Origin of the sequence: Pseudarthrobacter sp. AB1 (genome assembly GCF_014926485.1) — a bacterium.
In the GTDB taxonomy this organism is placed as follows: Bacteria; Actinomycetota; Actinomycetes; order Actinomycetales; family Micrococcaceae; genus Arthrobacter.
On record NZ_PZKO01000059.1, the window covers coordinates 31,321 to 55,537 of the forward strand.

Annotated in this window: 21 protein-coding genes; 16 read left to right on the forward strand and 5 right to left on the reverse strand. The window is 65.8% G+C overall.

Going from position 1 to position 24,217, the window contains the following annotated elements:
• Position 1 precedes the first annotated feature (1 nt).
• Positions 2 to 1,150: a D-alanine--D-alanine ligase family protein gene (locus tag DAD99_RS16560; RefSeq protein WP_193342403.1), complete on the forward strand. Its 1,149-nt coding sequence runs from the start codon at positions 2 to 4 to the stop codon at positions 1,148 to 1,150.
• A 47-nt stretch (positions 1,151 to 1,197) separates the two neighbouring features.
• Here DAD99_RS16560 and DAD99_RS16565 read toward each other — a convergent pair whose 3' ends face one another.
• A complete protein-coding gene (locus tag DAD99_RS16565) occupies positions 1,198 to 1,701 on the reverse strand; it encodes a DUF3515 domain-containing protein (RefSeq protein ID WP_193342404.1) in 504 nt (167 codons plus the stop codon).
• A gap of 212 nt (positions 1,702 to 1,913) precedes the next feature.
• On the opposite strand from DAD99_RS16565, the gene thiL reads away from it, so the two are divergent.
• The 4 genes from thiL to rsmD are packed head-to-tail and all read left to right on the forward strand — an operon-like array spanning position 1,914 to position 6,757.
• Entirely contained in the window at positions 1,914 to 2,864 is a 951-nt protein-coding gene (gene thiL, locus DAD99_RS16570) for a thiamine-phosphate kinase (protein ID WP_255527496.1), read from the forward strand.
• A gap of 22 nt (positions 2,865 to 2,886) precedes the next feature.
• Positions 2,887 to 3,894: a DAK2 domain-containing protein gene (locus DAD99_RS16575; protein WP_193342405.1), complete on the forward strand. Its 1,008-nt coding sequence runs from the start codon at positions 2,887 to 2,889 to the stop codon at positions 3,892 to 3,894.
• Entirely contained in the window at positions 3,884 to 6,166 is a 2,283-nt protein-coding gene (locus DAD99_RS16580; protein ID WP_193342406.1) for an ATP-dependent DNA helicase RecG, read from the forward strand. Before DAD99_RS16575 ends, DAD99_RS16580 begins: the two co-directional genes overlap by 11 nt.
• 9 nt (positions 6,167 to 6,175) lie before the next feature.
• On the forward strand, positions 6,176 to 6,757 hold the full coding sequence (rsmD, locus tag DAD99_RS16585; RefSeq protein WP_193342407.1) for a 16S rRNA (guanine(966)-N(2))-methyltransferase RsmD: 582 nt from the start codon (positions 6,176 to 6,178) through the stop codon (positions 6,755 to 6,757).
• A 3-nt stretch (positions 6,758 to 6,760) separates the two neighbouring features.
• Here rsmD and DAD99_RS16590 read toward each other — a convergent pair whose 3' ends face one another.
• Complete coding sequence (locus DAD99_RS16590; RefSeq protein ID WP_193342408.1) at positions 6,761 to 7,549, reverse strand: spermidine synthase; 789 nt, start codon at positions 7,547 to 7,549, stop codon at positions 6,761 to 6,763.
• The gene (locus DAD99_RS16595) at positions 7,549 to 8,778 is read right to left on the reverse strand and encodes an aminotransferase class I/II-fold pyridoxal phosphate-dependent enzyme (RefSeq protein ID WP_227008144.1); all 1,230 of its coding nucleotides are present in this window, start codon (positions 8,776 to 8,778) and stop codon (positions 7,549 to 7,551) included. Before DAD99_RS16595 ends, DAD99_RS16590 begins: the two co-directional genes overlap by 1 nt.
• A gap of 43 nt (positions 8,779 to 8,821) precedes the next feature.
• Here DAD99_RS16595 and coaD point away from each other — a divergent pair, with 43 nt between their 5' ends.
• The 7 genes from coaD to ftsY all read left to right on the forward strand — a co-directional run bounded on the left by coaD (position 8,822) and on the right by ftsY (position 16,938).
• On the forward strand, positions 8,822 to 9,322 hold the full coding sequence (gene coaD, locus DAD99_RS16600) for a pantetheine-phosphate adenylyltransferase (RefSeq protein WP_185260839.1): 501 nt from the start codon (positions 8,822 to 8,824) through the stop codon (positions 9,320 to 9,322).
• 124 nt (positions 9,323 to 9,446) lie between these two features.
• Positions 9,447 to 9,971 (forward strand): DUF177 domain-containing protein, encoded by a 525-nt coding sequence (locus DAD99_RS16605; RefSeq protein ID WP_185260838.1) that lies wholly within the window; start codon positions 9,447 to 9,449, stop codon positions 9,969 to 9,971.
• A 36-nt stretch (positions 9,972 to 10,007) separates the two neighbouring features.
• A complete protein-coding gene (gene rpmF / locus DAD99_RS16610) occupies positions 10,008 to 10,211 on the forward strand; it encodes a 50S ribosomal protein L32 (RefSeq protein WP_009356569.1) in 204 nt (67 codons plus the stop codon).
• 21 nt (positions 10,212 to 10,232) lie between these two features.
• Positions 10,233 to 10,991: a ribonuclease III gene (rnc, locus tag DAD99_RS16615; protein WP_193342434.1), complete on the forward strand. Its 759-nt coding sequence runs from the start codon at positions 10,233 to 10,235 to the stop codon at positions 10,989 to 10,991.
• Positions 10,992 to 10,999: 8 nt separating this feature from the next.
• Positions 11,000 to 11,947, forward strand: a complete 948-nt coding sequence (mutM, locus tag DAD99_RS16620; protein WP_193342410.1) for a bifunctional DNA-formamidopyrimidine glycosylase/DNA-(apurinic or apyrimidinic site) lyase — start codon at positions 11,000 to 11,002, stop codon at positions 11,945 to 11,947.
• A 141-nt stretch (positions 11,948 to 12,088) separates the two neighbouring features.
• Positions 12,089 to 15,679: a chromosome segregation protein SMC gene (gene smc / locus DAD99_RS16625; protein ID WP_193342411.1), complete on the forward strand. Its 3,591-nt coding sequence runs from the start codon at positions 12,089 to 12,091 to the stop codon at positions 15,677 to 15,679.
• 56 nt (positions 15,680 to 15,735) lie between these two features.
• Positions 15,736 to 16,938 carry a signal recognition particle-docking protein FtsY gene (gene ftsY, locus DAD99_RS16630; protein WP_193342412.1) on the forward strand — a complete coding sequence of 401 codons (1,203 nt, stop codon included), beginning with the start codon at positions 15,736 to 15,738 and terminating at the stop codon, positions 16,936 to 16,938.
• An 80-nt stretch (positions 16,939 to 17,018) separates the two neighbouring features.
• Here ftsY and DAD99_RS16635 read toward each other — a convergent pair whose 3' ends face one another.
• Positions 17,019 to 18,260 carry an MFS transporter gene (locus tag DAD99_RS16635; protein WP_375372260.1) on the reverse strand — a complete coding sequence of 414 codons (1,242 nt, stop codon included), beginning with the start codon at positions 18,258 to 18,260 and terminating at the stop codon, positions 17,019 to 17,021.
• A 226-nt stretch (positions 18,261 to 18,486) separates the two neighbouring features.
• Between DAD99_RS16635 and DAD99_RS16640 the strand changes: the two genes are divergently transcribed.
• A complete protein-coding gene (locus tag DAD99_RS16640) occupies positions 18,487 to 19,836 on the forward strand; it encodes an ammonium transporter (RefSeq protein WP_193342413.1) in 1,350 nt (449 codons plus the stop codon).
• The gene (locus DAD99_RS16645; RefSeq protein ID WP_056349123.1) at positions 19,833 to 20,171 is read left to right on the forward strand and encodes a P-II family nitrogen regulator; all 339 of its coding nucleotides are present in this window, start codon (positions 19,833 to 19,835) and stop codon (positions 20,169 to 20,171) included. The genes DAD99_RS16640 and DAD99_RS16645 overlap by 4 nt, the downstream gene beginning before the upstream one ends.
• A gap of 135 nt (positions 20,172 to 20,306) precedes the next feature.
• Here DAD99_RS16645 and DAD99_RS16650 read toward each other — a convergent pair whose 3' ends face one another.
• Positions 20,307 to 21,710 carry a glucose-6-phosphate dehydrogenase gene (locus DAD99_RS16650; RefSeq protein ID WP_193342414.1) on the reverse strand — a complete coding sequence of 468 codons (1,404 nt, stop codon included), beginning with the start codon at positions 21,708 to 21,710 and terminating at the stop codon, positions 20,307 to 20,309.
• Positions 21,711 to 21,798: 88 nt separating this feature from the next.
• Between DAD99_RS16650 and ffh the strand changes: the two genes are divergently transcribed.
• Entirely contained in the window at positions 21,799 to 23,379 is a 1,581-nt protein-coding gene (gene ffh / locus DAD99_RS16655; RefSeq protein WP_193342415.1) for a signal recognition particle protein, read from the forward strand.
• Positions 23,380 to 23,482: 103 nt separating this feature from the next.
• Positions 23,483 to 24,217, forward strand: a complete 735-nt coding sequence (locus tag DAD99_RS16660; RefSeq protein ID WP_193342416.1) for an alpha/beta hydrolase — start codon at positions 23,483 to 23,485, stop codon at positions 24,215 to 24,217.

A 24,217-nucleotide genomic window follows, 5' to 3' on the forward strand; every position in this document is an offset into this window, starting at 1 on the left:
GATGTCCGACGATAACCTGACCGCAGCGGACTCAGCCCCCCGGGCCAAACCCCGCGTCGCGGTGCTTTTTGGTGGCCGGTCCAGCGAGCATGCCGTGAGCTGCGTGACCGCCGCCGGCGTGCTGGGCGCCATCAACAAGGATAAATACGAAGTCATCCCCATCGGCATCGCCAAATCGGGGCAGTGGGTGCTGGCCGCGGGGGATACCACCCAGTGGTCGCTGTCTGCGTCGGCATTGCCGGAGGTCGCTCCGTCGTCACAAACCGTGACACTGGCCGAGATCGGCGGCGAGCACCAGCTGATCGTCGCCTCGCCGAACCAGGTCCCGCAGGAACTCGGCACGGTGGACGTGGTGTTTCCGCTGCTTCACGGTCCCTTTGGCGAGGACGGCACCATCCAAGGACTCCTGGAACTGTCCGACACCCGCTACGTCGGCGCCGGCGTGCTCGCGTCGGCTGTGGGCATGGACAAGCACTACATGAAGGTTGTTTTCGAGTCCGCCGGGCTGCACGTGGGGCCGTACATTGCCGTTACGGACCGGCAGTGGGTCAAGGACGCGGAGGCCGTGCGCAAACGGGTGGACCAACTCGGCTTTCCCGTGTTCGTCAAGCCGGCGAGGGCGGGTTCGTCCATGGGGATCTCTAAAGTGGACTCGCTCGAAGAGCTCGACGCCGCCGTCGAGGAAGCCCGACGCCACGACCTCAAGCTCGTCATCGAGGCCGGCATCGTAGGGCGGGAAATTGAGTGTGCCGTCCTGGAAGGACGCGGGACCGATTCCCCCCGGACGTCCATGCCGGGTGAAATTTCCGTCGCCGCCGGAACTCACGAATTTTACGATTTCAACGCCAAGTATGTTGAAGACGACGCCGCCTCGCTGAGCTGCCCCGCCGACATTCCCGAGGAAGCCATCGTGCGCGTCCGGGAACTCGCGTCGGCCGCCTTTGATGCGGTGGGGGCCGAGGGCCTGAGCCGCGTGGACTTCTTCTATACGCCCGACGGTGACCTGATCATCAACGAGATCAACACCATGCCGGGGTTTACGCCCAAGAGCATGTATCCGCAGATGTGGGCAGCATCGGGCCTGGACTATGCGGCCCTGATTGATGAACTGATTTACCTGGCCTTGAACCGGAAGACCGGCCTGCGGTAGTCGGTGGTTGAGCCTGTCGAAACCCCCGGTGGACGAGCCTGCAGAGGCTACTTGCTGGACGGCAGGTTCTGAAGATCTTCCTGGCCCACGCAGTTCCGGCTGGCCGGGACCTTTCCGGCTGAGGCGGAAAGATCCGCCAGGACGGTCGCGGAGCTGATCTTGTCCGGATCCAGCAGGATTTCCGTGGCGGGTTCGCGGCCGAAGGTAGTCAGCGTCCATACCGGATCGCCCTCCTTGATGACCCAGTCGATGCCGTTGACACTCACGCACCGGTCCGTCGTCGGGCCTGGAACGTTGACGCCGCAGCGCAGAATCACCTGGGACGGGTCCCCCCACGCGGCAGTGGCCTGGCTGTTGGTTTTCCGCAGGGCGGCATCGCCGATGGCGTCCGGAAGGGCCACCATCATGGGAGCGCAGGCAGGGTTCGCTGCATCGCCGGCGGCGGTGACATCCACGGTCGGGGCGCAGGCGGACAGAAGGGCTCCTGCGAAGGAGGCAGTCAGCAGGATTCCGGACACGCGGACAGGCAGGGAAAAACGGGGATTGCGCATCCATCCAGCCTATCGTCGCTGCCGTGTGGTGCGGGACGCACAATGGACCGTGCGGCCGTTTAGCGCACCTGACCAGCGACGGGCCGATCAGCAATGCCGGTGCCGCGCTGTAGCGTAGAGGCGTGCCTGAAATCCCGTTGACTGAAGAAACGCTGACTGTCGCCGCGCTGTCCGAAACCGAATTGCTGGCCCGGATCTTTCCGCGGCTGGAAATGGGTGGAACTCACGGTTCGGCAACCCTGCTCGGCCCTGGAGACGATGCCGCCATTGTCGCCGCTCCGGATGGCAGGACGGTAATCAGCATCGATACGCAGGTGCAGGACCAGGACTTCCGGCTTCAGTGGCCCAACGGGTACCGGACCACGGGCTTCGACGTCGGCTGGAAGGCGGCGGCCCAGAACCTGAGCGACATCAACGCCATGGGCGGCGTGGCCACGTCGCTCGTGGTGAGCCTGACGTTGCCGCCCGCAACTCCTGTCAGTTGGGTGGCGGACCTGGCGGACGGACTGACCGCGGGTATCAGGGAACTCGGGGCCACCAAATGCTCGGTGGCCGGGGGTGATCTGGGCCGCGGCAGGGAAATCTCTGTGACGGTCGCCGTGCTGGGCTCACTGGCTGGCGGCAAGGCGGTTCTGCGGTCGGGGGCCCGTGCCGGTGACGTCGTGGCCCTGGCCGGGACGGTGGGCCGGGCCGCGGGCGGGCTGGCGCTCCTGGAATCGGAGAACGCGGTGCAGTCACTGCCGCCGGCGCAGCGGGTGCTCGTGGAACTCCAGTGCAGACCGCGGCCGCCGCTGGCGGCCGGTCCGGCCGCAGCGCGGGCCGGTGCCACCGCCATGCTGGACATCTCTGACGGACTGGTGCGCGACGGCGGTCGCCTCGCCGCCGCCAGTGGCGTGGTTGTTGACCTTGACCCCGGTGCACTGAAACCTCTCGCGGAGGCGCTGCGTCCGGCGTCGGACCTTCTCGACGCTGACCCCATGGCCTGGGTACTTGGCGGGGGAGAGGACCACGGGCTGCTGGCCACATTCCCTGCCGGCGTTCAGCTGCCTGCCGGATTCACTGCGATAGGCTCAGTACAAGCTCTGGACAGCACCACACTTCCGGGCGTCACAATTGCGGGCCACGCCGCTGGCACCGGGGGATGGGATCACTTTGCAGACTAAGGTTGCCGCCAACGCGCTAGCGATGAAGCGGTGGTTGGACAACGCTGAAACCGCCGTTGCCAACCACAGCGACCGCCTGAATGCCATCAACATCTTCCCCGTGGCGGACGGTGACACCGGCACGAACCTTTACCTCACCGTGCGGGCAGCCGCCCGTGCCCTGCACAACCCGGCAGGGCAGGACGAGGCAATCCCTGCTGACGCTGGCCAGTCGGATGTCGGGGCAGTGCTGGCGCGCGCCGGCCGGGCCGCGATGGAGCAGGCCCGCGGTAACTCCGGAACCCTCTTCGCGGTCTTCCTCTGCGCCGCGGCTGAGCCCCTGGCCGGTCACACCCGCCTGACGTCTACCCTCCTGGCCGCCGCTTTGAACCGCGCCCAGATCCGGGCCTGGTCCGCGTTGAGCGATCCCGTACCAGGCACCATGCTGTCGGTCATGGAGGCCGCCGCCCGGGCCGCCGCGGCGGTGGACGCCGGGCACAACGGCGACGACAGCAACCAAGCCCTGGGCAAAGCCCTCGACGCTGCCGTCAACGGTGCATTAGAAGCCGTCGTCAGCACCGAGAGCCAGCTGGCCGCCCTTGAAGCCGCCCATGTGGTCGATGCCGGAGGCGTTGGCATGCTGCTCATCCTTGACTGCCTCCGTTCAGCCGTCCTGGGCGAAGGGCTGCAGGGCGAACTCCTCGACGGGCTACATGGCTATGACGTGCAGGACCCCCACATCCATGCTGACATGCCGGTTGACGACGGCGTTGAGGTCATGTGCACCATCAGCCTTTCGCCGCTCAGCGCGGCCACCCTGCGCCAGCGGCTCGACGAAATCGGCGAGTCCGTCATCATGAGCCAGGTGGACAGCCTGGCCGATGCTGAGGGCAGCTACCGGTGGCGGGTCCACGTCCACGTCCCGGACTCCGTACCCGCGGTCGCCCTGATCCGATCCCTTGGTGAACCCAGTGACATTTCGGTCAGCGAACTCGCCATGGCCCGGGATCCCGAACCAGCTCCGGTGAACTCCAGTGGGCATGAGCGCTGAACTCGGTCTGGGCCTGGAACGCCTGATCGGAAAGCGGTCAGCGCAGGCTATTGAGAAGCACCTGGGCATCGCCACAGTGGGCGGCCTGCTGAACTACTTCCCCCGCCGCTACCTGAACCGCGGCGAACTGACACCCATCAGTGACCTCCCCGTGGACGAGGAGGTCACGCTCATTGCGCGGGTGCTCTCCAACAGCACCCGCAAGATGCACACCCGCCGCGGTTCCATCACCGACGTCGTGATTACTGACGACGCCGCCTCCCATGGACGTCCGCGCCTTGCCGCCGTGGGACCCGGCAGCGGGCACGGCACGCTCAAGATCACCTTCTTCAGCGGCTACCGGGCCCAATCCCAGCTCCTGCCCGGCCGCCGCGTGATGTTCTCCGGCAAGGTGACCAGGTACGGCCCCTCACTGGGGCTGACCAACCCGGACTTCCACCTTCTGGACGAGGACCCGGACATGCCGGCCACGGACCCCGAAAAGCTCGCCGCCATGCCCATCCCGGTGTATCCGGCCACCGCAAAACTCACCAGCTGGTCGATTCAGAAAGTCATTTCCACGCTGTTGGAAACAGTGGATCTGGACGCCCTGCCGGATCCGCTGCCGGACGCGGTCGCCGCGCGGGAGGATTTCCTGCCTGTGGCTGAGGCCTACAGGCTCATCCACAAGCCGGAATCGCACGCCGACTGGAAGAAGGCCCAGGAGCGATTGCGCTACCAGGAGGCCCTGGTCCTGCAGGCGGCATTGGCACGACGCCGGGCCCAGCTTGCGGCCGAAGAAGCCACGGCGCGGCGCCCGGCCACCAACGGGCTCCTGACGGCGTTCGACAAGCGGCTTCCCTTCACCCTCACCGCCGGGCAGGCCACCGTCGGAAAAACGCTTGCCGCTGAACTGGCGCAGGACAGTCCCATGAACCGGCTGCTGCAGGGCGAGGTCGGCTCGGGCAAGACCATCGTCGCGCTGCGGGCCATGCTGCAGGTGGTGGATGCCGGCGGGCAGGCTGCGCTTCTGGCGCCAACGGAGGTCCTCGCCGCCCAGCACTTCGATTCCATCCGGCGGACCCTGGGCTCCCTGTCCCGCGACCCCATGCTGTCCCCTGACGGGCTGCTGGGCAGCCTGGCCGAAGGGGCCGTGCAGGTCACTCTCCTCACCGGCTCCATGCCCACCGCCGGGCGGAAACGGGCCATGCTGGACGCCGCATCCGGCGCGGCCGGGATCGTGATCGGCACGCATGCGCTGCTCAGCGACAATGTCGTGTTCTACGACCTTGGCCTGATCGTGGTGGATGAACAGCACCGGTTCGGCGTGGAGCAGCGGGACGTCCTGCGGTCAAAGGCCAACAAGCCGCCGCACCTGCTGGTCATGACGGCCACGCCCATTCCACGCACCGTGGCCATGACGGTCTTCGGCGACCTCGAAACCTCCATTCTGGACGAGCTCCCCGCCGGCCGGGCGCCGATCTCCACGCATGTGGTGGGCCTGGCCGAGAACCCCGGCTGGGCAGACCGCATCTGGTCCCGATCCCGTGAGGAAATCGACGCCGGGCACCAGGTATATGTGGTGTGCCCCAGGATCGGAACGGACGACGACGGCGATTTCAGTCCCGGGGAAGCGGAACCTTCCGCCGCTGACCTGGCAGGGGACGGCGCTGCACGCGAGCTCGCGTCGGTGACTGCCGTCGTCGAACATCTCCAGCAGGAGCCGGCCCTTGTCGGTGTACCGCTGGGGCCCATGCACGGCCGTCTGGACACTGCGGTCAAGTCCGCCGCGATGGCGGATTTTACGGCCAACCGGACCAAGCTCCTGGTCTCCACAACTGTCATCGAGGTGGGGGTCGACGTCCATAACGCAACGTTGATGGTGATCCTCGACGCTGACCGCTTCGGCATTTCCCAGCTGCACCAGCTGCGCGGCAGGGTGGGCCGCGGCGGGCTTCCCGGGACGTGCCTGTTGGTCACCACCCTGGAACGCGGGCACCCGAGCCGGCGCCGGCTGGACGCCGTGGCGGCAACCACCGACGGCTTCGAGTTGTCGCAGGAGGACTTGAAGCTGCGCCGCGAGGGCGACATCCTCGGCGCTTCGCAGTCCGGCGGCCGCTCCACACTGAAACTGCTGCGCGTGCTGGAGCATGAGGACATCATTGCGCAGGCGCGCCAGGACGCCCAGGAAATTGTGGGCGCAGATCCTGCCCTGGCGCGGCATCCGCGGCTGGCGGAGGCCATCGACGAGTACTTGAACCCCGAGAAGGAGGCGTTCCTTGAGCGCGGATAGGAGGCGGCCATGAGCCGCATCATCGCGGGCGCCGCAGGCGGGACCCCTCTGGTGAGCGTCCCCGGCTCCCTGACCAGGCCCACCACCGACCGCGTTAAGGAGGCGCTGTTCTCCCGGCTCGACGCCTTTGGGATCATTGCCGGTGCCCGGGTCCTGGACCTGTACGCAGGGTCCGGCTCGTTGGGCGTGGAGAGCGGCAGCAGGGGCGCTGACACCGTTGACCTTGTGGAATTCGATGCCAAGGCCAGTTCCGTGTGCCAGCGCAACGCGGACCTGATCAACGGTGTACTGGGCCGCAAGGCCGTGACGGTCCACCGGTCCAAAGTGGAGTCCTTCCTGGAGCGCGCGGTGGAGACGTCCAGCTGGGACCTGGTGTTCCTGGACCCGCCGTATCCGCTGGATGATCCTGCCCTGTCGGCGGTGTTGGGCAAACTAGCCGATCGTCTGGCCCCTGCTGCCGTGGTGGTGGTGGAGCGGTCCACGCGTTCACCGGAGCCGTTCTGGCCGGCCGGCCTGGAACGGTTCGCGGAGAAGAAGTACGGTGAAACGCGGCTCTGGTTTGCGGAGCCGTCGGTGCTTCCGGAGGACTGAGATTCAGCCGGAGAGGCCATCCAGGTCCACGCCCGCAAGAACCTTCGCAGGGTGTGGGCCTCGTACCGTCAATTCGGCTGTCCAGGTTTCAGGCCACGCGGTCTGCGTTCCGGCGAGGATGATGTTGCCGGGGTAGCGGCCCGCGAACATCCCGGTTTCGGCGAAGGCGGCAACGTCAGTCATGGCGTGGCGCATGGCGGCCGCCTGACTTCGCACCAGGGTCAGTCCGGGTTCGTCGCCCACGTTGACGATCAGCAAGCCTCCCGGTGCGAGGCGTGCACGGACCTCCTGGTAGAACTCCTGGCAGGCGATGTGGGCCGGGGCTTCCGGACCAGAGAAAATGTCCAGGATCACGACGTCGAAGTGAAGTTCAGGGTCCAGGTCCGCCAGGGCGTCGCGGGCGTCGCCGATCACGGAATGCAGGTCGGTTCCGTCAGGAAGGGGGAGTTGCTGCAGGACAAAGTCGAGGAGCTCGCGTTCCAGTTCCACCGCATACTGGACGGATCCAGGCCTCGTCGCCTGCACATAGCGGGCCAGGGTCAGGCCTCCAGCCCCAAGATGCAGGGCTTTGATCGGCTGACTTTTGGGAGCGGCGAGATCCACCAGATGGCCGATCCGTCGCAGGTACTCGTAGAAGATCTCCTCAGGATGCGCCAGATTAACGTGGGACTGCTCGGCCCCGCCGATGCTCAGCACGTAGCCGCCGTCGGTGAAAGCATCGGGCTCGATGGAGGCGTGCTGTCCCGTGGTCCGCAGGAACCGCGTGGATCGTGTGCCGCCGGGATCCGCCATCAGAGCTTTCCGCTGAGGGTCGCCAGCCTGGCGGCGGCCTCCTCGAGGAGCGCCACTTTCTTGCAGAACGCGAACCTGAGCAGGCTCCGTGTTCGTTCCGCGCCCTCCGGGTGGCAGAAGACGGGGACGGGGATGGCGGCCACTCCCACCAGTCCGGGTAGCCTTCGGGCCAGGTCCACGGAGTCGCTGATGCCAAGGGGTGATGTGTCCACGCTGACGAAATAAGTTCCGTGCGGCGTGTAAACGTCGAATCCTGCGGCGCGGAGGCCCTCGCTGAGGATGTCCCGCTTCTTCTGGAGACTGGCCGAAACGCCCTGGTAAAACTCGTCCGGCAGTGCGAGGCCGGTCGCAATGGCCGACTGGAACGGTGTACCGGAGCTGTAGGTCAGGAACTGCTTGACCGTGCGGACAGCCGCCACCAGGTGTTCCGGGCCGGTCAGCCAGCCGATCTTCCAGCCGGTGAAGGAGAAGGTCTTTCCTGCGGACGAGATGGTGATGGTCCGCTCAGCTGCACCCGGCAGGGTGGCGACGGGAATGTGCCTGACACCGAAGGTGAGGTGCTCGTACACCTCGTCGGTGACGATGAGGCAATCATGCTTTGTGGCAAGCTCGACGACGCGCTGCAGGACATGCCGGGGGAAGACTGTGCCGGTGGGGTTGTGCGGATTATTCAACAGCACCACCCTGGTGCGGTCGGTGAAGGCCGCTTCCAGCGCCATCATGTCCGGGTAAAAGTCCGGAGCCAGCAGCGGGGCCGTGACGTGGGTGGCGCCGGACAGGCCGATTACTGCGCCGTACGAGTCATAAAAGGGTTCAAACGTCAGCACCTCATCACCGGGGCCGACGAACGCCAGCAACGTTGCGGCGATCCCTTCGGTGGCGCCGGTGCTGATGATGACCTCGGTCTGCGGGTCCGGGGTCAGCCCGTAGAAACGCTCCTGGTGTGCGGACACGGCCTCACGCAGTTCCAGGACGCCCTTGCCGGGCGCGTACTGGTTGGCTCCGGCTTCGATGGCGGCCATGGCGGCCGCCTTGATTTCCAGCGGTCCGTCCTCGTCAGGAAAACCCTGCCCGAGGTTGATGGCGCCGGTCTGCGCCGCCAGCGTGGTCATCTCCTCGAAGATGGTGACGCCAAGTTGGCCGGCGGGTCCCAGCAGGTTGGCGCCTGAGGCGGCGCGCTGCCACGGCGCAGGCACTGTGGGCATGGAAAGGTCCCGTGGTGGATGCATGGAGTCATGGTATCCCGGCAGTCCCATGCGGTAGGTTCGGTGCATGAGACGCGCTGTCTGCCCCGGATCCTTTGACCCCATTCACAACGGCCATCTCGAGGTCATCGCCCGTGCCGCGGGCCTCTTCGATGAGGTGATCGTGGCGGTGTCGACCAATTATGCGAAGAAGTACATGTTCAGTCTGGGGGACCGCCTGGACATGGCGCGTGAAACCCTGGCGTCCCTCAAAGGCATTGTGGTGGAACCGGTGGGCGACGGTCTTTTGGCCGAGTACTGCCGCCAGCGCGGGGTCTCCGCGATCGTCAAAGGTCTCCGCTCGTCCTCGGACTTCGACTACGAACTTCCGATGGCCACGATGAACCGCCAGCTCAGCGGCGTCGAAACGGTGTTCCTGCCGGCCGAGGCGCACTACCTGCATTTGTCATCCACCCTGATCAAAGAAGTGGCCGGTCTGGGCGGCAGCGTGTCCGACTATGTGCCCCGGTCGGTGCATAAAAGGTTGCTCGCGGGCGGGTCTGCGTCCGATCAGCCGCCAAGAGGGTAGGCTAGTCCGGTACTTCGACGGCCGTCCGTCGCCTGGTTTGAGTCCCTGCGGTTCTTCAGGCTAAGATGGTACGTCGGTCATATGTTCAACAGGAGTTCTCATTAAACGAGATGCTAGTTCGCCCTTGGCGTTCGACGTCAAGGATATCGGGCGCAGCCCGGGAAGCATGCGGACACTGAAAGAACATGTACCTGCACCAAGTGACCTTGGTGTGGCACTCATTGGCGTTCAGGAAGGCTCGGACATCGAGCTGGATCTGAGGCTTGAGGCCGTACACGAAGGAATTCTGGTATCAGGAACCGCGGTCGCCGAAGTAAAAGGCGAATGCGGCCGATGCCTGGATCCCCTTGCGTATGACCTTGAGGTCAATGTGCAGGAACTTTTCTTCTACGAGGGCGCTCAGTTCTCCGACGGAGAAGACGAAGAAGAGCAATATCGAATCGAGTACGATCTAATCGATCTTGAGCCGGTGTTGCGGGACGCAGTTGTAACCATGCTGCCGTTCCAGCCGGTGTGCCGGGAAGACTGCCAGGGCCTTTGCTCCGAATGCGGAGTACGCCTGGAAGACGAGCCGGGGCACCACCACGAGGTCGTAGATCCTCGCTGGGCTGCCCTAGCTGACTTGGCTAAGCCTGACCGGCAAAACTGATTTGTAAGTGTTTTTCTAGAGAGAAATGAGTTAGCCGTGGCTGTCCCGAAGCGGAAAATGTCTCGCTCGAATACCCGCGCCCGCCGCTCCCAGTGGAAGGCAACTGCCCCTCACCTGGTGAAGACCGTAGAGAACGGCCAGGTTACTTACAGCCTGCCGCACCAGGCGAAGGTCGTTACCGACTCGGCTGGCACTGCGTTGTTCCTTGAGTACAAGGGCCGCAAGGTCGCAGACGTCTAATCGGCCGCTTGGGCTGACATGATGTCTTCAACTGAAGAGCTTCTGAAGCGTCTCGGTGTCTCCATTGACGCCGGGACGCTTCGTCTTGCTCTCACACACCGTTCCTACGCCTACGAAAACGGCGGCATCCCCACTAACGAGCGGCTCGAATTCCTGGGCGACTCCATCCTGGGCTTCTCCGTGACCGATGCCCTGTACCGGGACAACCCCACCCTGCCGGAAGGCGACCTTGCCAAACGCCGCTCTGCGGTGGTCAGCACGCGCGCCCTCGCCGGCATCGGCCGAAGCCTCGGCATCGGGGATTACATCTACCTGGGGCAGGGCGAAAAGCTCACCGAGGGCAAGAACAAGGCTTCCATCCTGGCGGACACCATGGAAGCCCTCATTGGTGCCACCTACGTGTCCAACGACATCGAGACTGCCCGTCAGTTGGTTATGCGCCTGATTGGCCCGCTCCTGAAGGATGCTGCCGCCCTCGGCGCCGGCACCGACTGGAAAACCAGCATCCAGGAACTGGCAGCCAGCAGGCAGATGGGCACTATCTACTACGCCGTTGAGGGGGCGGGGCCGGACCACGCCCGAACCTTCACAGCGGTCCTGAATATTGGTGGCAAACCGTACGGCAACGGATCAGGCCACTCGAAGAAGGAAGCGGAGCAGGAAGCTGCCGCGGACGCCTGGCGTCAGCTCTCCGGAACCGCCGGAACCGCCGGAACCTCCGGAACCGCCGCTGCCCCTGCAGCGGAGGGCGCATCACCAGAGTCTTCCCGCAGCGCCTAGGCTGAGCCGTGCCCGAACTGCCTGAAGTTGAAGTGGTCCGCCGCGGACTGGTGAGTTGGGTCCGCGGCCGAACCATCACGGGGGTAGACGTGCTGGACCCGCGCTCCCTCCGCCGGCATGCCATGGGCCCTGATGACTTCAGGGGCAACCTCCAGGGCACCACGGTTGTGGACGTTGTGCGCCGCGGAAAATTCCTGTGGATGCCGCTGAGTGAGGCTGCGGAGTCCGCTGGCGCACCGCCTGTCGCCCTGATGGCCCACCTCGGGATGAGCGGCCAGCTCCTGTTGCAGGACGGCGAAGTGCCGGACGAGAAACACCTCAAGGTCAGGCTGCGGCTGAGCCCCGTGGCCGGAATGCCTGAACAACTCAGGTTTGTTGACCAGCGTATTTTCGGCGGGCTGTTCGTCACCGGAATGATTCCGACGGACGACGGCGGCCCCGGCGGCCAGTCGGAATCTCCCGTGGCGCTGATCGCTGAGGAAGCTTCCCACATCGCCCGGGACCCGCTGGACCCGGCGTTTTCCTTTGACCTTTTTTACGGCAGGCTGCGGAAGCGCAAGACGGGCCTCAAACGCGCGCTATTGGACCAGGGACTCGTCTCAGGAATCGGCAACATCTATGCCGATGAGGCCCTGTGGCGGGCAAAGCTGCACTACGCCAGGCCCACCGATACGCTGCGCCGCGGCGACGCGGAACGGCTCATCACCAGCTCCCGCGAGGTCATGCTGGACGCTCTGGCGGCAGGCGGCACCAGCTTCGATGCGTTGTACGTCAACGTCAACGGGGCCTCTGGTTACTTCGACCGCTCCCTTAACGCCTATGGGCGGGAAGGTAAGCACTGCAGCCGTTGTGCCGCCGTCGGAATTAACTCCACGATCCGCCGCGAGCAGTTCATGAACCGCTCCTCCTACTCCTGCCCGGTCTGTCAGCCGCGCCCGCGTAACGGGCGCTGGTAGGCGGCCGTCGCCCTGCAGGGCATGATCGGGCGCTGTCCGGTGCAGGGACAGACACCCGGAAATCCGCGGGTTTCCGCCATAACGCAGTAGATTTGGGGCAGCAAAGCAGCCGCTTCAGCCACTCAGGAGACCAGAAACACCTTGCACCTCAAAAGCCTTACCGTCCGTGGGTTCAAGTCGTTCGCATCGGCAACAACCTTCGATTTTGAGCCTGGCATCACGGCAGTGGTGGGGCCGAACGGCTCCGGCAAGTCCAACGTGGTGGACGCCCTCTCCTGGGTGATGGGGGAGCAGGGAGCCAAAACGCTCCGCGGCGGCAAAATGGAGGATGTCATTTTTGCGGGGACCTCCGGGCGCCCGCCGCTTGGCCGGGCCCACGTCTCCCTGACCATCGACAACACCGACGGCGCTCTGCCCATCGAGTACAGCGAGGTCACCATCTCGCGGACTCTCTTCCGCACCGGCGGCTCCGAATACGCTATTAACGGTGCCAGCTGCCGCCTCCTCGATATCCAGGAGCTGCTCTCGGATTCCGGTATGGGGCGGGAGATGCATGTCATTGTGGGCCAGGGCCAGCTGGACAAGGTCCTGCACGCCACGCCGGAGGACCGCCGTGGCTTCATCGAGGAGGCGGCCGGGATCCTCAAGCACCGCCGCCGCAAGGAAAAAACGGTCCGCAAGCTTGAAGCCATGCAGGCGAACCTGCAGCGGCTGAGCGACCTGACCGGGGAGATCAGGCGCCAGCTCACGCCGCTCGGCAAGCAGGCTGATGTTGCGCGCCGCGCCCAGCGGGTCCAGTTCGACGTGCGCGACGCACGGGCGCGGCTGTTGGCCGACGACCTCGTCCGCCAACAGAATTCACTCGAGCAGGATGTGGCCGACGAAACGGCGCTGAAGGCCCGCCGCGCGGCGGTGGAGCAGCAGCTGGAGGCGGGGCGCCGGCAACAGGCGGCCGTGGAACAGCTCGCAGCCGAGGCCACACCAAAGCTCAACGCCGCCCGGGATATCTGGTACCGGCTCTCCGCTTCAAGGGAACGGCTTCGTTCCCTTGGCTCGCTGGCGCAGGAACGCGGCCGGCTGCTGGGTGCCGTTGATGCTGAACCGTACTCGGGCAGGGATCCTGAGCAGCTGGAACGGCAGGCCGTCCGGGTCCGGGATGAGCTGATGGAGCTGGAGCGCCACATCCTTGACCGCCGCAGCGCGCTGGACTCGAGTACGGCGGCGAAGAACGCGGCCGAACTCGAGGCGTCTGCCGAGGAGAAAAGGCTGACTGCCGTCCTCCGGGCCGCAGCGGACCGCCGCGAGGGCCTCGCGAAGCTTGCCGGACAGGTCGGTGCCGCACGATCGCGGGTTGAATCCGCGCAGGCCGAGCTGGGCCGGCTGCGGGAGTCACTCGCCGCAGGACAGGAACGCCGCCGCCGGGCCCAGTCCGAGTTCACCGCCCTGGAAACCCAGGTGGCGGGGGTGGAGGAGGGGGAGGAAAGCCTCGACGCCGACTACGAGGACGCCAGCGCAGAGCTCGACGCCGTCGTCCAGGAGATTGCCGAGCTGACGTCCGTGAGGGGAGAAGCTGTCCGCGAACGTGACGCCCTCGTGGCCCGCCGGGACGCACTGCAGCTCGGCCTTAACCGAAAAGACGGCGCGGCGCACGCCCTCAACTCCGGGCTGGATGGCGTTGCGGGAGCGCTTGCCTCGAGCCTCACTGTTCAGCCGGGTTATGAGGCTGCGATTGCCGCGGCGCTGAGCGGGGCCTCCGAAGCGATCGTGGTCCGGGATCCTGACGTGGCCGCCGTCGTGGTTCAACTTCTTAAAGACGACGATGCGGGGCGTGCCTCCCTGCTGTTGGCGTCTGCTGTCCCCATGCGGGACGCAACTTCCGGCACGGGTGAACCCCTGCCGGCAGGCGCACGCTGGGCTGTGGACTTGGCATCCGCCGGGGGTGGGCCCGCCCTTGCCGTGGCCGCGCTCCTGACCGGGGTAGCAGTTGTTGAAGACCTGGATGGGGCGGGGCTGCTGGTCGCCGAACGCCCGGATCTGACAGCCGTGACCCGGGCCGGGGACGTGTTTACCGCCCTTACGGTGACTGGCGGCTCGGCGAAGGCGCCGTCCCTGCTCGAGGTGCAGGCCGCCGTGGACGACGCCGAGGCCCGGCTGGCCGTTGTCACCGCGGACCTGGAACGGAACCGGTTCGCCCTGGCCGGCGCCGAGGTCCGGCGCGCCGAGGCCCGGACAAGGGCGGAGGCTGCCCTGGACCGCCTGCACGATTCCGACGCCCGGCTCGCGGCCGTGGCCGAAAAGTTCGGCCACCTCAACTCCATCCTGCGCAGCGCCGTCGGTGAAAGCGACAGGCTGGCCACTTCGCTGGCCAGGGCGGAGGCCAGTGTTGTGACAGAGGAGCAGACGCTCGCCGCCGTTGCCGCGCGCCTTGCCGCTGCGCAGGAGGCGCCGGCTGAAGAGGAACCCTCCACCGAACAACGTGATGCCCTCGCTTTGGCGGCGTCGTTGGCCAGATCTGCGGAGATGGACGCGAGGCTCTCGCTGCGCAGCACGGAAGAGCAGCTGACCGCCACGAGCAACCGGGCTCTATCGCTGGAACGGGCAGCGGCCACCGAACGCCAGGCACGCGAAGAGGCCGCCGAACGGGCGCGCCGCCGTCGGCTCCAGGCCCAACGGGCGGCTGCTGTCTCCGCTGCGGTGGAGTTGGCAATCCGGTTCATCGACGTGTCTGTTGAGCTGGCCCGGCATGAACGCGACCTCGCCGAAGAGAACCGGGAAGAACGGGACCGTGCGCTGCTGGAGACCCGGACAACCAATGACACCCTGGCCCGCGAACTGGCGGAACTGACTGACTCGGTTCACCGGGACGAACTGGCCCGCGCCCAGCAGCGGGCGCGGATTGAAGCCCTGGAAACACGTTCCATCGAAGAACTCGGGATTACGCCCGACGTCCTGGTGGCGGACTTCGGCCCGGATGTTCCCGTGCCCGTCCCCGCAGAGGAAAGCGGCGACAAATGGGCGGCTCTGCGGACCCCCGTGGACGACGACGGCACACCGGTCGCCGACGGCAAGCCCTTTGTCCGCGAGGAGCAGGAGAAGCGCCTCCGGAAAGCCGAAAGGGACCTGTCAGCGCTGGGCAAGGTCAACCCGCTGGCGCTCGAGGAGTTCGCCGCCCTGGAGGAACGGCACCAGTTCCTCAGCACGCAGCTGGAGGACCTGAGATCCAGCCGCAAGGACCTGCTGGACATCATCAAGGAAGTGGATGATCGGGTCCAGCGTGTCTTTAGCGAGGCCTTTGAGGACACCCGAGACCAGTTCGTCCACGTCTTTGAACGCCTCTTTCCCGGCGGCGAAGGCCGGCTGGTGCTGACGGATCCTTCGGACATGCTCACCACCGGAATCGAGGTCGAAGCGCGACCTGCCGGCAAGAAAATCAAGCGCCTCTCACTGTTGTCAGGAGGAGAACGGTCCCTCACCGCCGTCGCCCTTTTGGTTGCTATCTTCAAAGCCCGCCCCTCGCCGTTCTATGTCATGGACGAGGTTGAAGCGGCCCTTGATGACACCAACCTCGGCCGGCTCATCACCATCTTCGAAGAGCTGCGGGAGTCCAGCCAGCTGATCGTGATCACGCACCAGAAACGGACCATGGAAGTGGCTGATGCCCTGTACGGCGTCACCATGCGCGGCGACGGCGTGTCCACCGTCATCAGCCAGCGGCTGGGCGCCGACGTATAGCGTCCGCGCAGGTGGCCGCCCCGATCCCCCTGCCACGTTTGTGAGAAGCTAGGGGAGTGAATGACATCCTCCCCATTATTCTGTCCATCGTTGCTGCCCTGGCGGTTATTGGCGGGCTGATCCCGGTCCTGTTGAAGACGCGGAAGAACATCACCCAGTACCCCGGGACCCGCGACGCCAATGATCCCGTCGCCGGCGGGGGAACGCTGCTCGAGGACGCGCCCGTGGTTCCGGCCGAGCGCAACGCTCCCGCCGGCGTCGACCTCGAAGACCTTGAAGTCACCGACGTTCCTGATGATGTGGCAGGCCTGGAAACCATCCAGGTTGAGACCCCTCTTCCCGTTGCCGGCCGCCTGACCCGGCTCCGCGAGCGTCTGGTCCGCTCGAATAACATCCTCGGCAAGAGCCTGCTTGCGTTGCTCTCCAGCGACAAGATCGACGAGAACGTCTGGGATGAAGTGGAGGAGACCCTCCTGCTGGCCGACCTCGGCACCGAACCCACCATGCAGCTGGTCGACGCTCTCCGGGAACGCGTGAAAATACTTGGCACCAGGACCCCGGAGCAGGTCAAGGCTCTGCTCCGTGAGGAACTGATCAAGCTGGTGGACCCCACCATGGACCGCGCACTGCGCACCGACAGGCACGCGGACAAGCCGGCCATCGTGCTGGTGGTCGGCGTCAACGGCGTGGGCAAAACCACCACCGTGGGCAAGCTCGCCCGCGTGCTTGTTGCCGAGGACAAGGACGTCCTGCTGGGCGCGGCGGACACCTTCCGCGCCGCGGCGGCCGAGCAGCTGGCCACGTGGGGCCAGCGTGTGGGTGTACCCACCGTGAAGTCCGACGTCGACGGCGCAGACCCGGCGTCTGTCGCCTATGAGGCAGTCAAGGCCGGCATTGACCAGGAAGTCGACGTTGTTATGATCGACACTGCCGGCCGCTTGCAGAACAAGACCGGCCTCATGGATGAACTTGGCAAGGTCAAGCGTGTCATCGAAAAGCTCGCGGAGGTTGACGAGGTCCTGCTGGTTCTGGACGCCACCACCGGCCAGAACGGCCTGAACCAGGCCCGCGTCTTCGCCGAGGTAGTGAACATCACCGGCATTGTCCTGACCAAACTGGACGGGACCGCGAAGGGCGGCATCGTGGTGGCCATCCAGAAATCACTCGGCGTGCCGGTCAAGCTGATCGGACTCGGCGAAGGCGCCGATGACCTGGCCCCGTTCGAAGCCGAGAGCTTCGTCGACGCCCTGTTGAACTAGGAACCGGGTTTACCCAAACACCGGCTTTACACAACGAGGGGTGAGTCCCCGCAGCTAAGCCGAGGCTTAGCTGCGGGAACTCACCCCTCAATGCGTTTAAGCGGCTCTCGCGTCACAGTCCAGCAAGCAGCCGCGAGCACCAGCACGGCGCCGGTGACCCCGAATGCCCAGCCGTAGCCCAGCCGGTCTGCCAAGACTCCCACCAGGACCGGTCCGGCAATGGCGCCGACGTCCGAGGCCATCTGGTAGACGGCCAGGACGCGCCCGCCGGACCGCTCATTGCCGATGACATCTGCGACGGCTGCCTGCTGGGCAGGTCCCAGCAGGCCGGACCCCGCCCCGGCCACAACCGAGGCGGCCAGGAACCAACCCAGGTGGGACGTGAAGCCGATGGCGGCCGTGGCGAGACCGGCGACCAGGAGCCCAACGACCATCAACGGCCGCCTGCCCAGGCTGTCCGCCAGCCGGCCGGAGAATGTCAGCGCTGCGGCATTTCCGGCAGCAAAAACGGCCAGCGCCAGGCCGGCGGCCTCCGGACCGGCGCCGAGCGCAGCAACCGCAAACAGCGGGACGGTGGCCATCCGCACACCGAACGTGGCCCAGCCGTTGGCGAAGCTGGACATCAGTGCCGAGCGGTACGCACCAACTCGCCAGGCCTCGGTGAACGGCATGTCAGGGGCGCGGCCCACAGTGGACCGGGCCGCCGACGGCGCGTGGCTGAGCTGGGTCTGCACCACCGCGGCAGCAAGGATCAACGCGGCCGCATAGCAAAGGAACGGTACCCGCAAGCCGAATCCAGCCAGCAGCCCGCCCACCACCGGGCCCAGGACGCTGCCGATCAGGAACGCGGACGCGTAGGCGCCGGATACCCTGCCCCGGCTTTGCGGCGGCGCCAGCCGCACCACAAGGGCCATGGAAGCCACCGTGAACATCACCGAGCCCACACCGCCAAGCCCCCGGAAGACCAGGAGCTGCCAATAGTCCTGGGCAAAGGCGCACGCCGCGGTTGAAACAGCAACAATCAGCAGCCCCGCCACATAGATCGGCCGCTCACCCCAACGGGCAATCAAGGCCCCGCCCGCCGGCGCGAACACCAGCCGCATGAAGGCGAAGATGCTCACGATCACGGCGGCGGCCGTCGCCCCGACGTCGAAAGTGGTGGCGAACTGGGGCAGGACCGGCGCCACCAGCCCAAACCCGAGGGCAATCAGGAACGCCGCAGCGAGCATCACCTTGATGTCGCGCGGAAGCGTGGGCCTCTGCGGGCGGATAACTGACAAAATCCGCGTTGTGGCGCGGCTCACGCGTGATGGTGCCGACATGTGGCGGTTTCCTTGCAAGGTAGGCAGCCGAGGCTCGGCGACAGTGGTGAAACATAACCGTAACAAGCCAGATATGCACCATTTACTTCCGGGAGGTTGTTGTAACAAGCCAGCAATGAAAATCCTCTGCGGGCGAAACACGGCAGCGACAGACTCGATGCAGGACGCAAAAGGCGTTAGTAAGGCGGAGTATTCCGCAGCATCGATCATAGGGAGGACGTGCACCATGGAACTTACCGCAGGTCACGTATGGCTCATGGTGGCAGCAGCACTCGTGCTGTTCATGACACCAGGTCTGGCATTTTTCTACGGCGGCATGACGCGCGCCAAAGCTGCACTGAACATGATGATGATGAGCTTCATCTCCATCGGCATGGTCGGCGTAGTCTGGGTGCTCTGGGGCGCTTCGATGAGCTCCGGCGAGGGCTTCCTGCAGATCGTCGGGAACCCGTTCGCCACCTTCGGCCTTGAAGGCATCACCAGCCCCGACGGGCTCATTAAGGTCGGCTACGCCGCCACATTCGCCATCATCACCGTCGCCCTCATCAGTGGCGCGATCGCTGACCGCGCCAAGTTTGGCGCCTGGACCGTCTTCGTCCCCGTCTGGGTCACCCTCGTCTACTGCCCGCTGGCCTACATGGTCTGGGGCGGCGGCCTCTTCGGCCCCGAAGGCGCCATTGGCCAGGCCCTCGGCCCGGCCATCGACTTCGCCGGCGGCACCGTGGTCCACATCAACGCCGGTGTGGCAGCCCTCGTACTCGTCCTGATCATCGGCAACCGCCGCGGCTTCGGCAAGGACCCCAACCACCGCCCGCACAACATCCCGTTCGTGATGCTCGGTGCAGCCATCCTGTGGTTCGGCTGGTTCGGCTTCAACGGCGGCGCGGCCACCACTGCTGAGCAGGGCGGCCTGATCTGGGTCAACACTCTCGCAGCCCCGGCCGCGGCAATGCTCGGCTGGCTCGTCACAGAACGCATCCGCGACGGCCACCCCACTTCCCTTGGTGCAGCCTCCGGTGTGGTTGCCGGCCTGGTTGCCATCACCCCTGCCTGTGCCAACGTCAGCCCGGTGGGCGCGCTCGGCCTCGGTGTCGTCGCCGGTGTCGCCTCGGCCCTGGCCGTCGGCCTCAAGTTCCGCTGGGGCTTCGATGACTCCCTGGATGTTGTGGGCGTTCACTTGGTCTCCGGCATCATCGGAACGGTTGCCCTGGGCTTCATCGCCCTCCCCGCCGACGGTGTGGGCGGCGGCCTCTTCTACGGCGGCGGCGCGGCCCAGCTTTGGGCCCAGCTCGCAGCGGCAGGCATCGCCATCGCCTACTCGGCGACCCTCACGGCGATCATCGCCTTCGCCATCCACAAGACCATGGGCTTCCGGGTATCCCAGGAACAGGAAGCTGTTGGCGTTGACCTCAGCCTGCACGCCGAGACGGCGTACGAGTTCGGAGTGGGCGGCCACGGCGGGAGCTTCCAGCCGTTTCACGAACTGATCACGGGCAAGGGCTCGGCCGCTGACGGCGGAGTTGCCGGCGCAAAGAAGTCCGATCCGGCAGCGGGCAAGGAAAGCGTGGAAGCATGAAACTGATCACAGCCATCGTCCGCCCGGAGAAGCTCGAAGCCATCCGGGAAGGCCTGGAGTCATACGGTGTCCAGGGGCTGACGGTCAGCGCGGCCAGCGGCTACGGCCGCCAGCGCGGCTACACGGAGGTCTACCGCGGAGCGGAATACAACGTGGACCTCCTGCCCAAGATCCGGGTTGAAGTCCTCGCTACGGACGAACAGGCCGATGACATCCTGGACGTCATCATCGCCAGCTCCAACACCGGCCGAGCGGGCGACGGCAAGGTCTGGACCGTGGACGTCTTCGAAGCCGTCAGGGTCCGGACGGGCGAACGCGGCGTCGCCGCCATCTAGCTGTTCCGGATATCTATTGATCCACACGAAAGAGCGGGCAGGGAACCTCCAAGGTTCCCTGCCCGCTCAGTTTTTTCTGGCATACGCAGCCGGCGCCTACAGCCAGGACTTAGCCAGCGAGCAGCCAGCCAGCACTTAGTCCGCAGCGGCGGAACCTGGCCATCCGGCGGGACCGGCCGAACCGGCGTCGTACTTTTCCAGCGGCACCGTGCCCCGCTGCCAGGCCTTCAGTACCGGCTCAAGAATCCGCCAGCAGTCCTCCGCTGTGTCACCGCGCACCGAGAGCAGCGGATCACCGCTCAGGACGCCCTCCAGCACTTCGCCATAGGGCAGCAGCTCAGAAGCGTTCAGCTCCGCATTCAGCGTTGTGCGGCTCAGGCTGAACATGCTGCCGGGACCGTTGACGTCGACGTCGAACGCCAGGGTATCCGGCCCGAACCCGATCCGCAGCTGGTTAGGGGAGTCCACGCCCGTGAAGCCCGCGGGAAGGTGCGGTACGGGGCGGAAGGTGACCACGGCCTCCTTCCGTTTCACGCCGAGGGCCTTGCCCGAACGCAGAATGAAAGGGACCCCCTTCCATCGCCAGTTATCGATGTCCACGCGGACTTCCGCCAGGGTCTCCGTCCCACGGGATGCGTCCACGCCTTCTTCCCGGACATAGTCCGGGACCTTCCTGCCGGCAATCGAACCCGCCGTATACGTGGCCCGGCGCGTGGATTTTGCGTAAGGGGCGCTGATGCTGCTGGCGCGGAGCACGGCCGCGATGGCGTCCCGGAGGTCCCGCTCCCCGAGGGTGGCCGGCGGCTCAATGGCCATGAGCGCCATGATCTGCAGCAAGTGGCTCTGGACCATGTCGCGCAGGGCGCCTGCACTGTCGTAGTACCGCGCCCTGCCCTCCAGCGCCAGGTCCTCGTCGAAGATGATTTCGACCTTTTCCACATGCTCGCGGTTCCACACGGGTTCCAGGAAATTATTCGCAAAGCGCAGGCCCAGGATGTTCAGCACCGTCGCTTTCCCCAGGAAATGGTCCACCCGGTGGATGTGGTCCTCCGGCACCAGCGCGGCGAGTGTGCGGTTAAGGGAACGGGCCGAGGCTTCACTGGAGCCGAAAGGCTTCTCCATGACCAGCCGTGTTCCGGCCGGAACCTGGTCACGGTGCAGCGACTCGCAGGCCAGCTGGCTGACATGGGGAGGCAACGCAAAATAGATCGCGGTGGGGCCTTCCAGCCCGGCCAACAGTCCCGCCAGGGCTCCTTCCGCCGTAACATCAAGCTGGTGGTAAGCGGTGGCTTTAGCCAAGGCGGTGAGGGCCTTTTTTCCAACCCTGTTGGCGGCCTCCGCAGCGGGGGCGAAGGCCTCGTGGACCCGGGTACGCCACTGTTCTGGCGTCCAGGCGTCGGATCCGGCACCCACCAGGGTCAGGCCATCAGTCCGGCCGGTAGCCACCAGCCGGGCCAGTCCCGGCAGCAGGAGGCGGCCGGTCAGATCGCCGGAGGCGCCGAGAATGAGCAGGGTTTTTACACTTGTTTGGCTCGTCACCCTGCCAGCATGCCATCCGGCAAGCCCGGCTTGGTACCCTAGATAGTCGAGTCCCCCCTGTAAATCCACTGAAAGAAGTGCGCGGCGCGTGTTCAATTCACTCTCTGACCGGTTGACAGCAACCTTCAAGAATCTCCGTGGCAAGGGCCGCCTCACTGAGGCCGACGTTGATGCCACAGTCCGGGAGATCCGCCGCGCCCTCCTGGATGCCGACGTCGCCGTTTCCGTGGTGCGTGAATTTACGGCCCGCGTCCGCGAGCGTGCCCTCGGGGCAGAGGTTTCGGGGGCGCTGAACCCGAGCCAGCAGATCGTCAAGATCGTCAATGAGGAGCTCGTTGAGATCCTCGGCGGCGAGACCCGCCGCATCCGCCTGGCCAAGTCCGGCCCCACCATCATCATGCTGGCCGGCCTCCAGGGTGCCGGTAAGACCACCCTCGCGGGCAAGCTCTCCAAGTGGCTCAAGGCTCAAGGTCACAGCCCCCTCCTGGTGGCATGTGATCTTCAGCGGCCCAATGCCGTCACTCAGCTCCAGGTTGTGGGTCAGCGTGCCGGCGTGCCCGTTTTCGCGCCGCACCCCGGAGCCACCTCGGAACTGGAGCACCCTGCCGGTGACCCGGTCGCCGTCGCCCGCGCCGGCGTCGAGGAAGCGCGCCAGAAGCTGCACGACGTCGTGATCGTTGATACCGCCGGGCGCCTTGGCGTTGACGCCGAGATGATGGAGCAGGCGAGCCAGATCCGCCGCGCCATTGTCCCCAATGAAGTGCTGTTTGTGATTGACGCCATGATCGGACAGGACGCCGTGAACACGGCTGTCGCGTTTGACGAGGGTGTGAACTTCACCGGAATCGTGCTGTCAAAGCTCGACGGCGACGCCCGCGGTGGTGCCGCACTGTCGGTTGCGTCGGTCACCGGTAAGCCGGTCATGTTCGCCTCCACCGGCGAAGGCGTGGATGACTTTGAGCTGTTCCACCCGGACCGCATGGCCTCCCGCATCCTGGACATGGGTGACGTCCTCACCCTGATTGAGCAGGCCGAGAAGAACTGGGACAAGGACGAAGCCGCCCGGATGGCGAAGAAATTCGCCGACCAGGAAGACTTCACCCTGGACGACTTTCTCTCCCAGATGCAGCAGATCCGCAACATGGGCTCCATGAAGAAGATGCTCATGATGATGCCCGGTGCGCAGAACATCCGCGAGCAGCTGGAGAACTTTGACGAGCGCGAGATTGACCGGGTCGAAGCGATCGTGCGGTCCATGACGCCGCACGAACGCGTCGCCCCGAAGATCATCAACGGCTCCCGCAGGGCACGCATCGCCCGCGGTTCAGGCGTGCACGTGTCCGAGGTCAACGGCCTGCTGGAGCGCTTCGGCCAGGCCCAGAAGATGATGAAGAAGATGGCGCAGGGCGGCGGCATGCCCGGAATGCCGGGGATGCCCGGCATGGGCGGCCCCGGCAGTGCGCGGAAGGGCGGCAAGAACGCCCCGAAAAAGAAGGCCCGCTCAGGCAACCCTGCCAAGGCTGCCCAGGAGCTCAAGGACGCCGAAGCCCGTCGGGCCGGCGCGGCGAAAGCTCTTCCCACGGGGGCGTCATTCGGCCAGCAGGGCGGCGACTTCGACCCTTCGCAGCTGAACCTGCCCAAGGGATTCGACAAGTTCCTCGGCAAGTAACCACCCCTCCCGGCCGGGTAGCAGCAGGTGTTGTGTTGAGCACGCAGGCGCACACTTACTGCTGCCCAACCGGGATGTCGGCGCCGTGGAATAGGGTTGGGTCATGTTCAAACAGCGGGTAGTGTACGTGCACGGCGCCGGACCTTTCGGTGCGGCGGCGTGGACCCGCCAGCACGGAATGGCGCTGAAGTACGACGCCCTGTTCCTGCGGCGGCACGGCTTTGACCCGGTTGCTGAGCCCCTGGAGTCCTCGTTCGCCGAAGACACCGCCATCATCCTGCGCTCACTGGCCGATGATGGCCGCGGTGCCGCCGGCGGCCATGTTGTAGCCCACGCCGAGGGCGCCATTGCGGCCATGATGGCTGCCGTCGATCGCCCTGATCTGGTGTTTTCCCTCACGCTGGTTGAACCGGCGTGCTTGTCCCTGACCGCCGAACTGCCGGCCACGTCTGCCCACAGGGCGCTGATGCAACCGCTGTTCGATATCCGGCACCAACTCAGTGATGACGAGTTCCAGCGTGAGTTCGTGCGGAGAATGTTCGCGGCGGACCTCCAGGAGCCCGCCACCACGGAAGAAAAACGGTCAGCTCGCCGGCTCCGGTTGCAGGCGCCGTCCTGGGACGCCCCGCTGCACATCGTTCCGGGCGTCCCCACCATGGTCCTGACTGGCGGCTGGGAACCGCTCTACGAGGAGATCGCCGGATATCTGCAGGAAACCGGTGCCCTGCACCGCATTGCTGCGGGAGGACACCGGCCCCAGGACTCTGCCGAAGGTGACCGCGCCATCCGGTCCTTCATCGCCGCCGTCGGCAGGTCACGCTCGGTTCAGGCTTCCTGA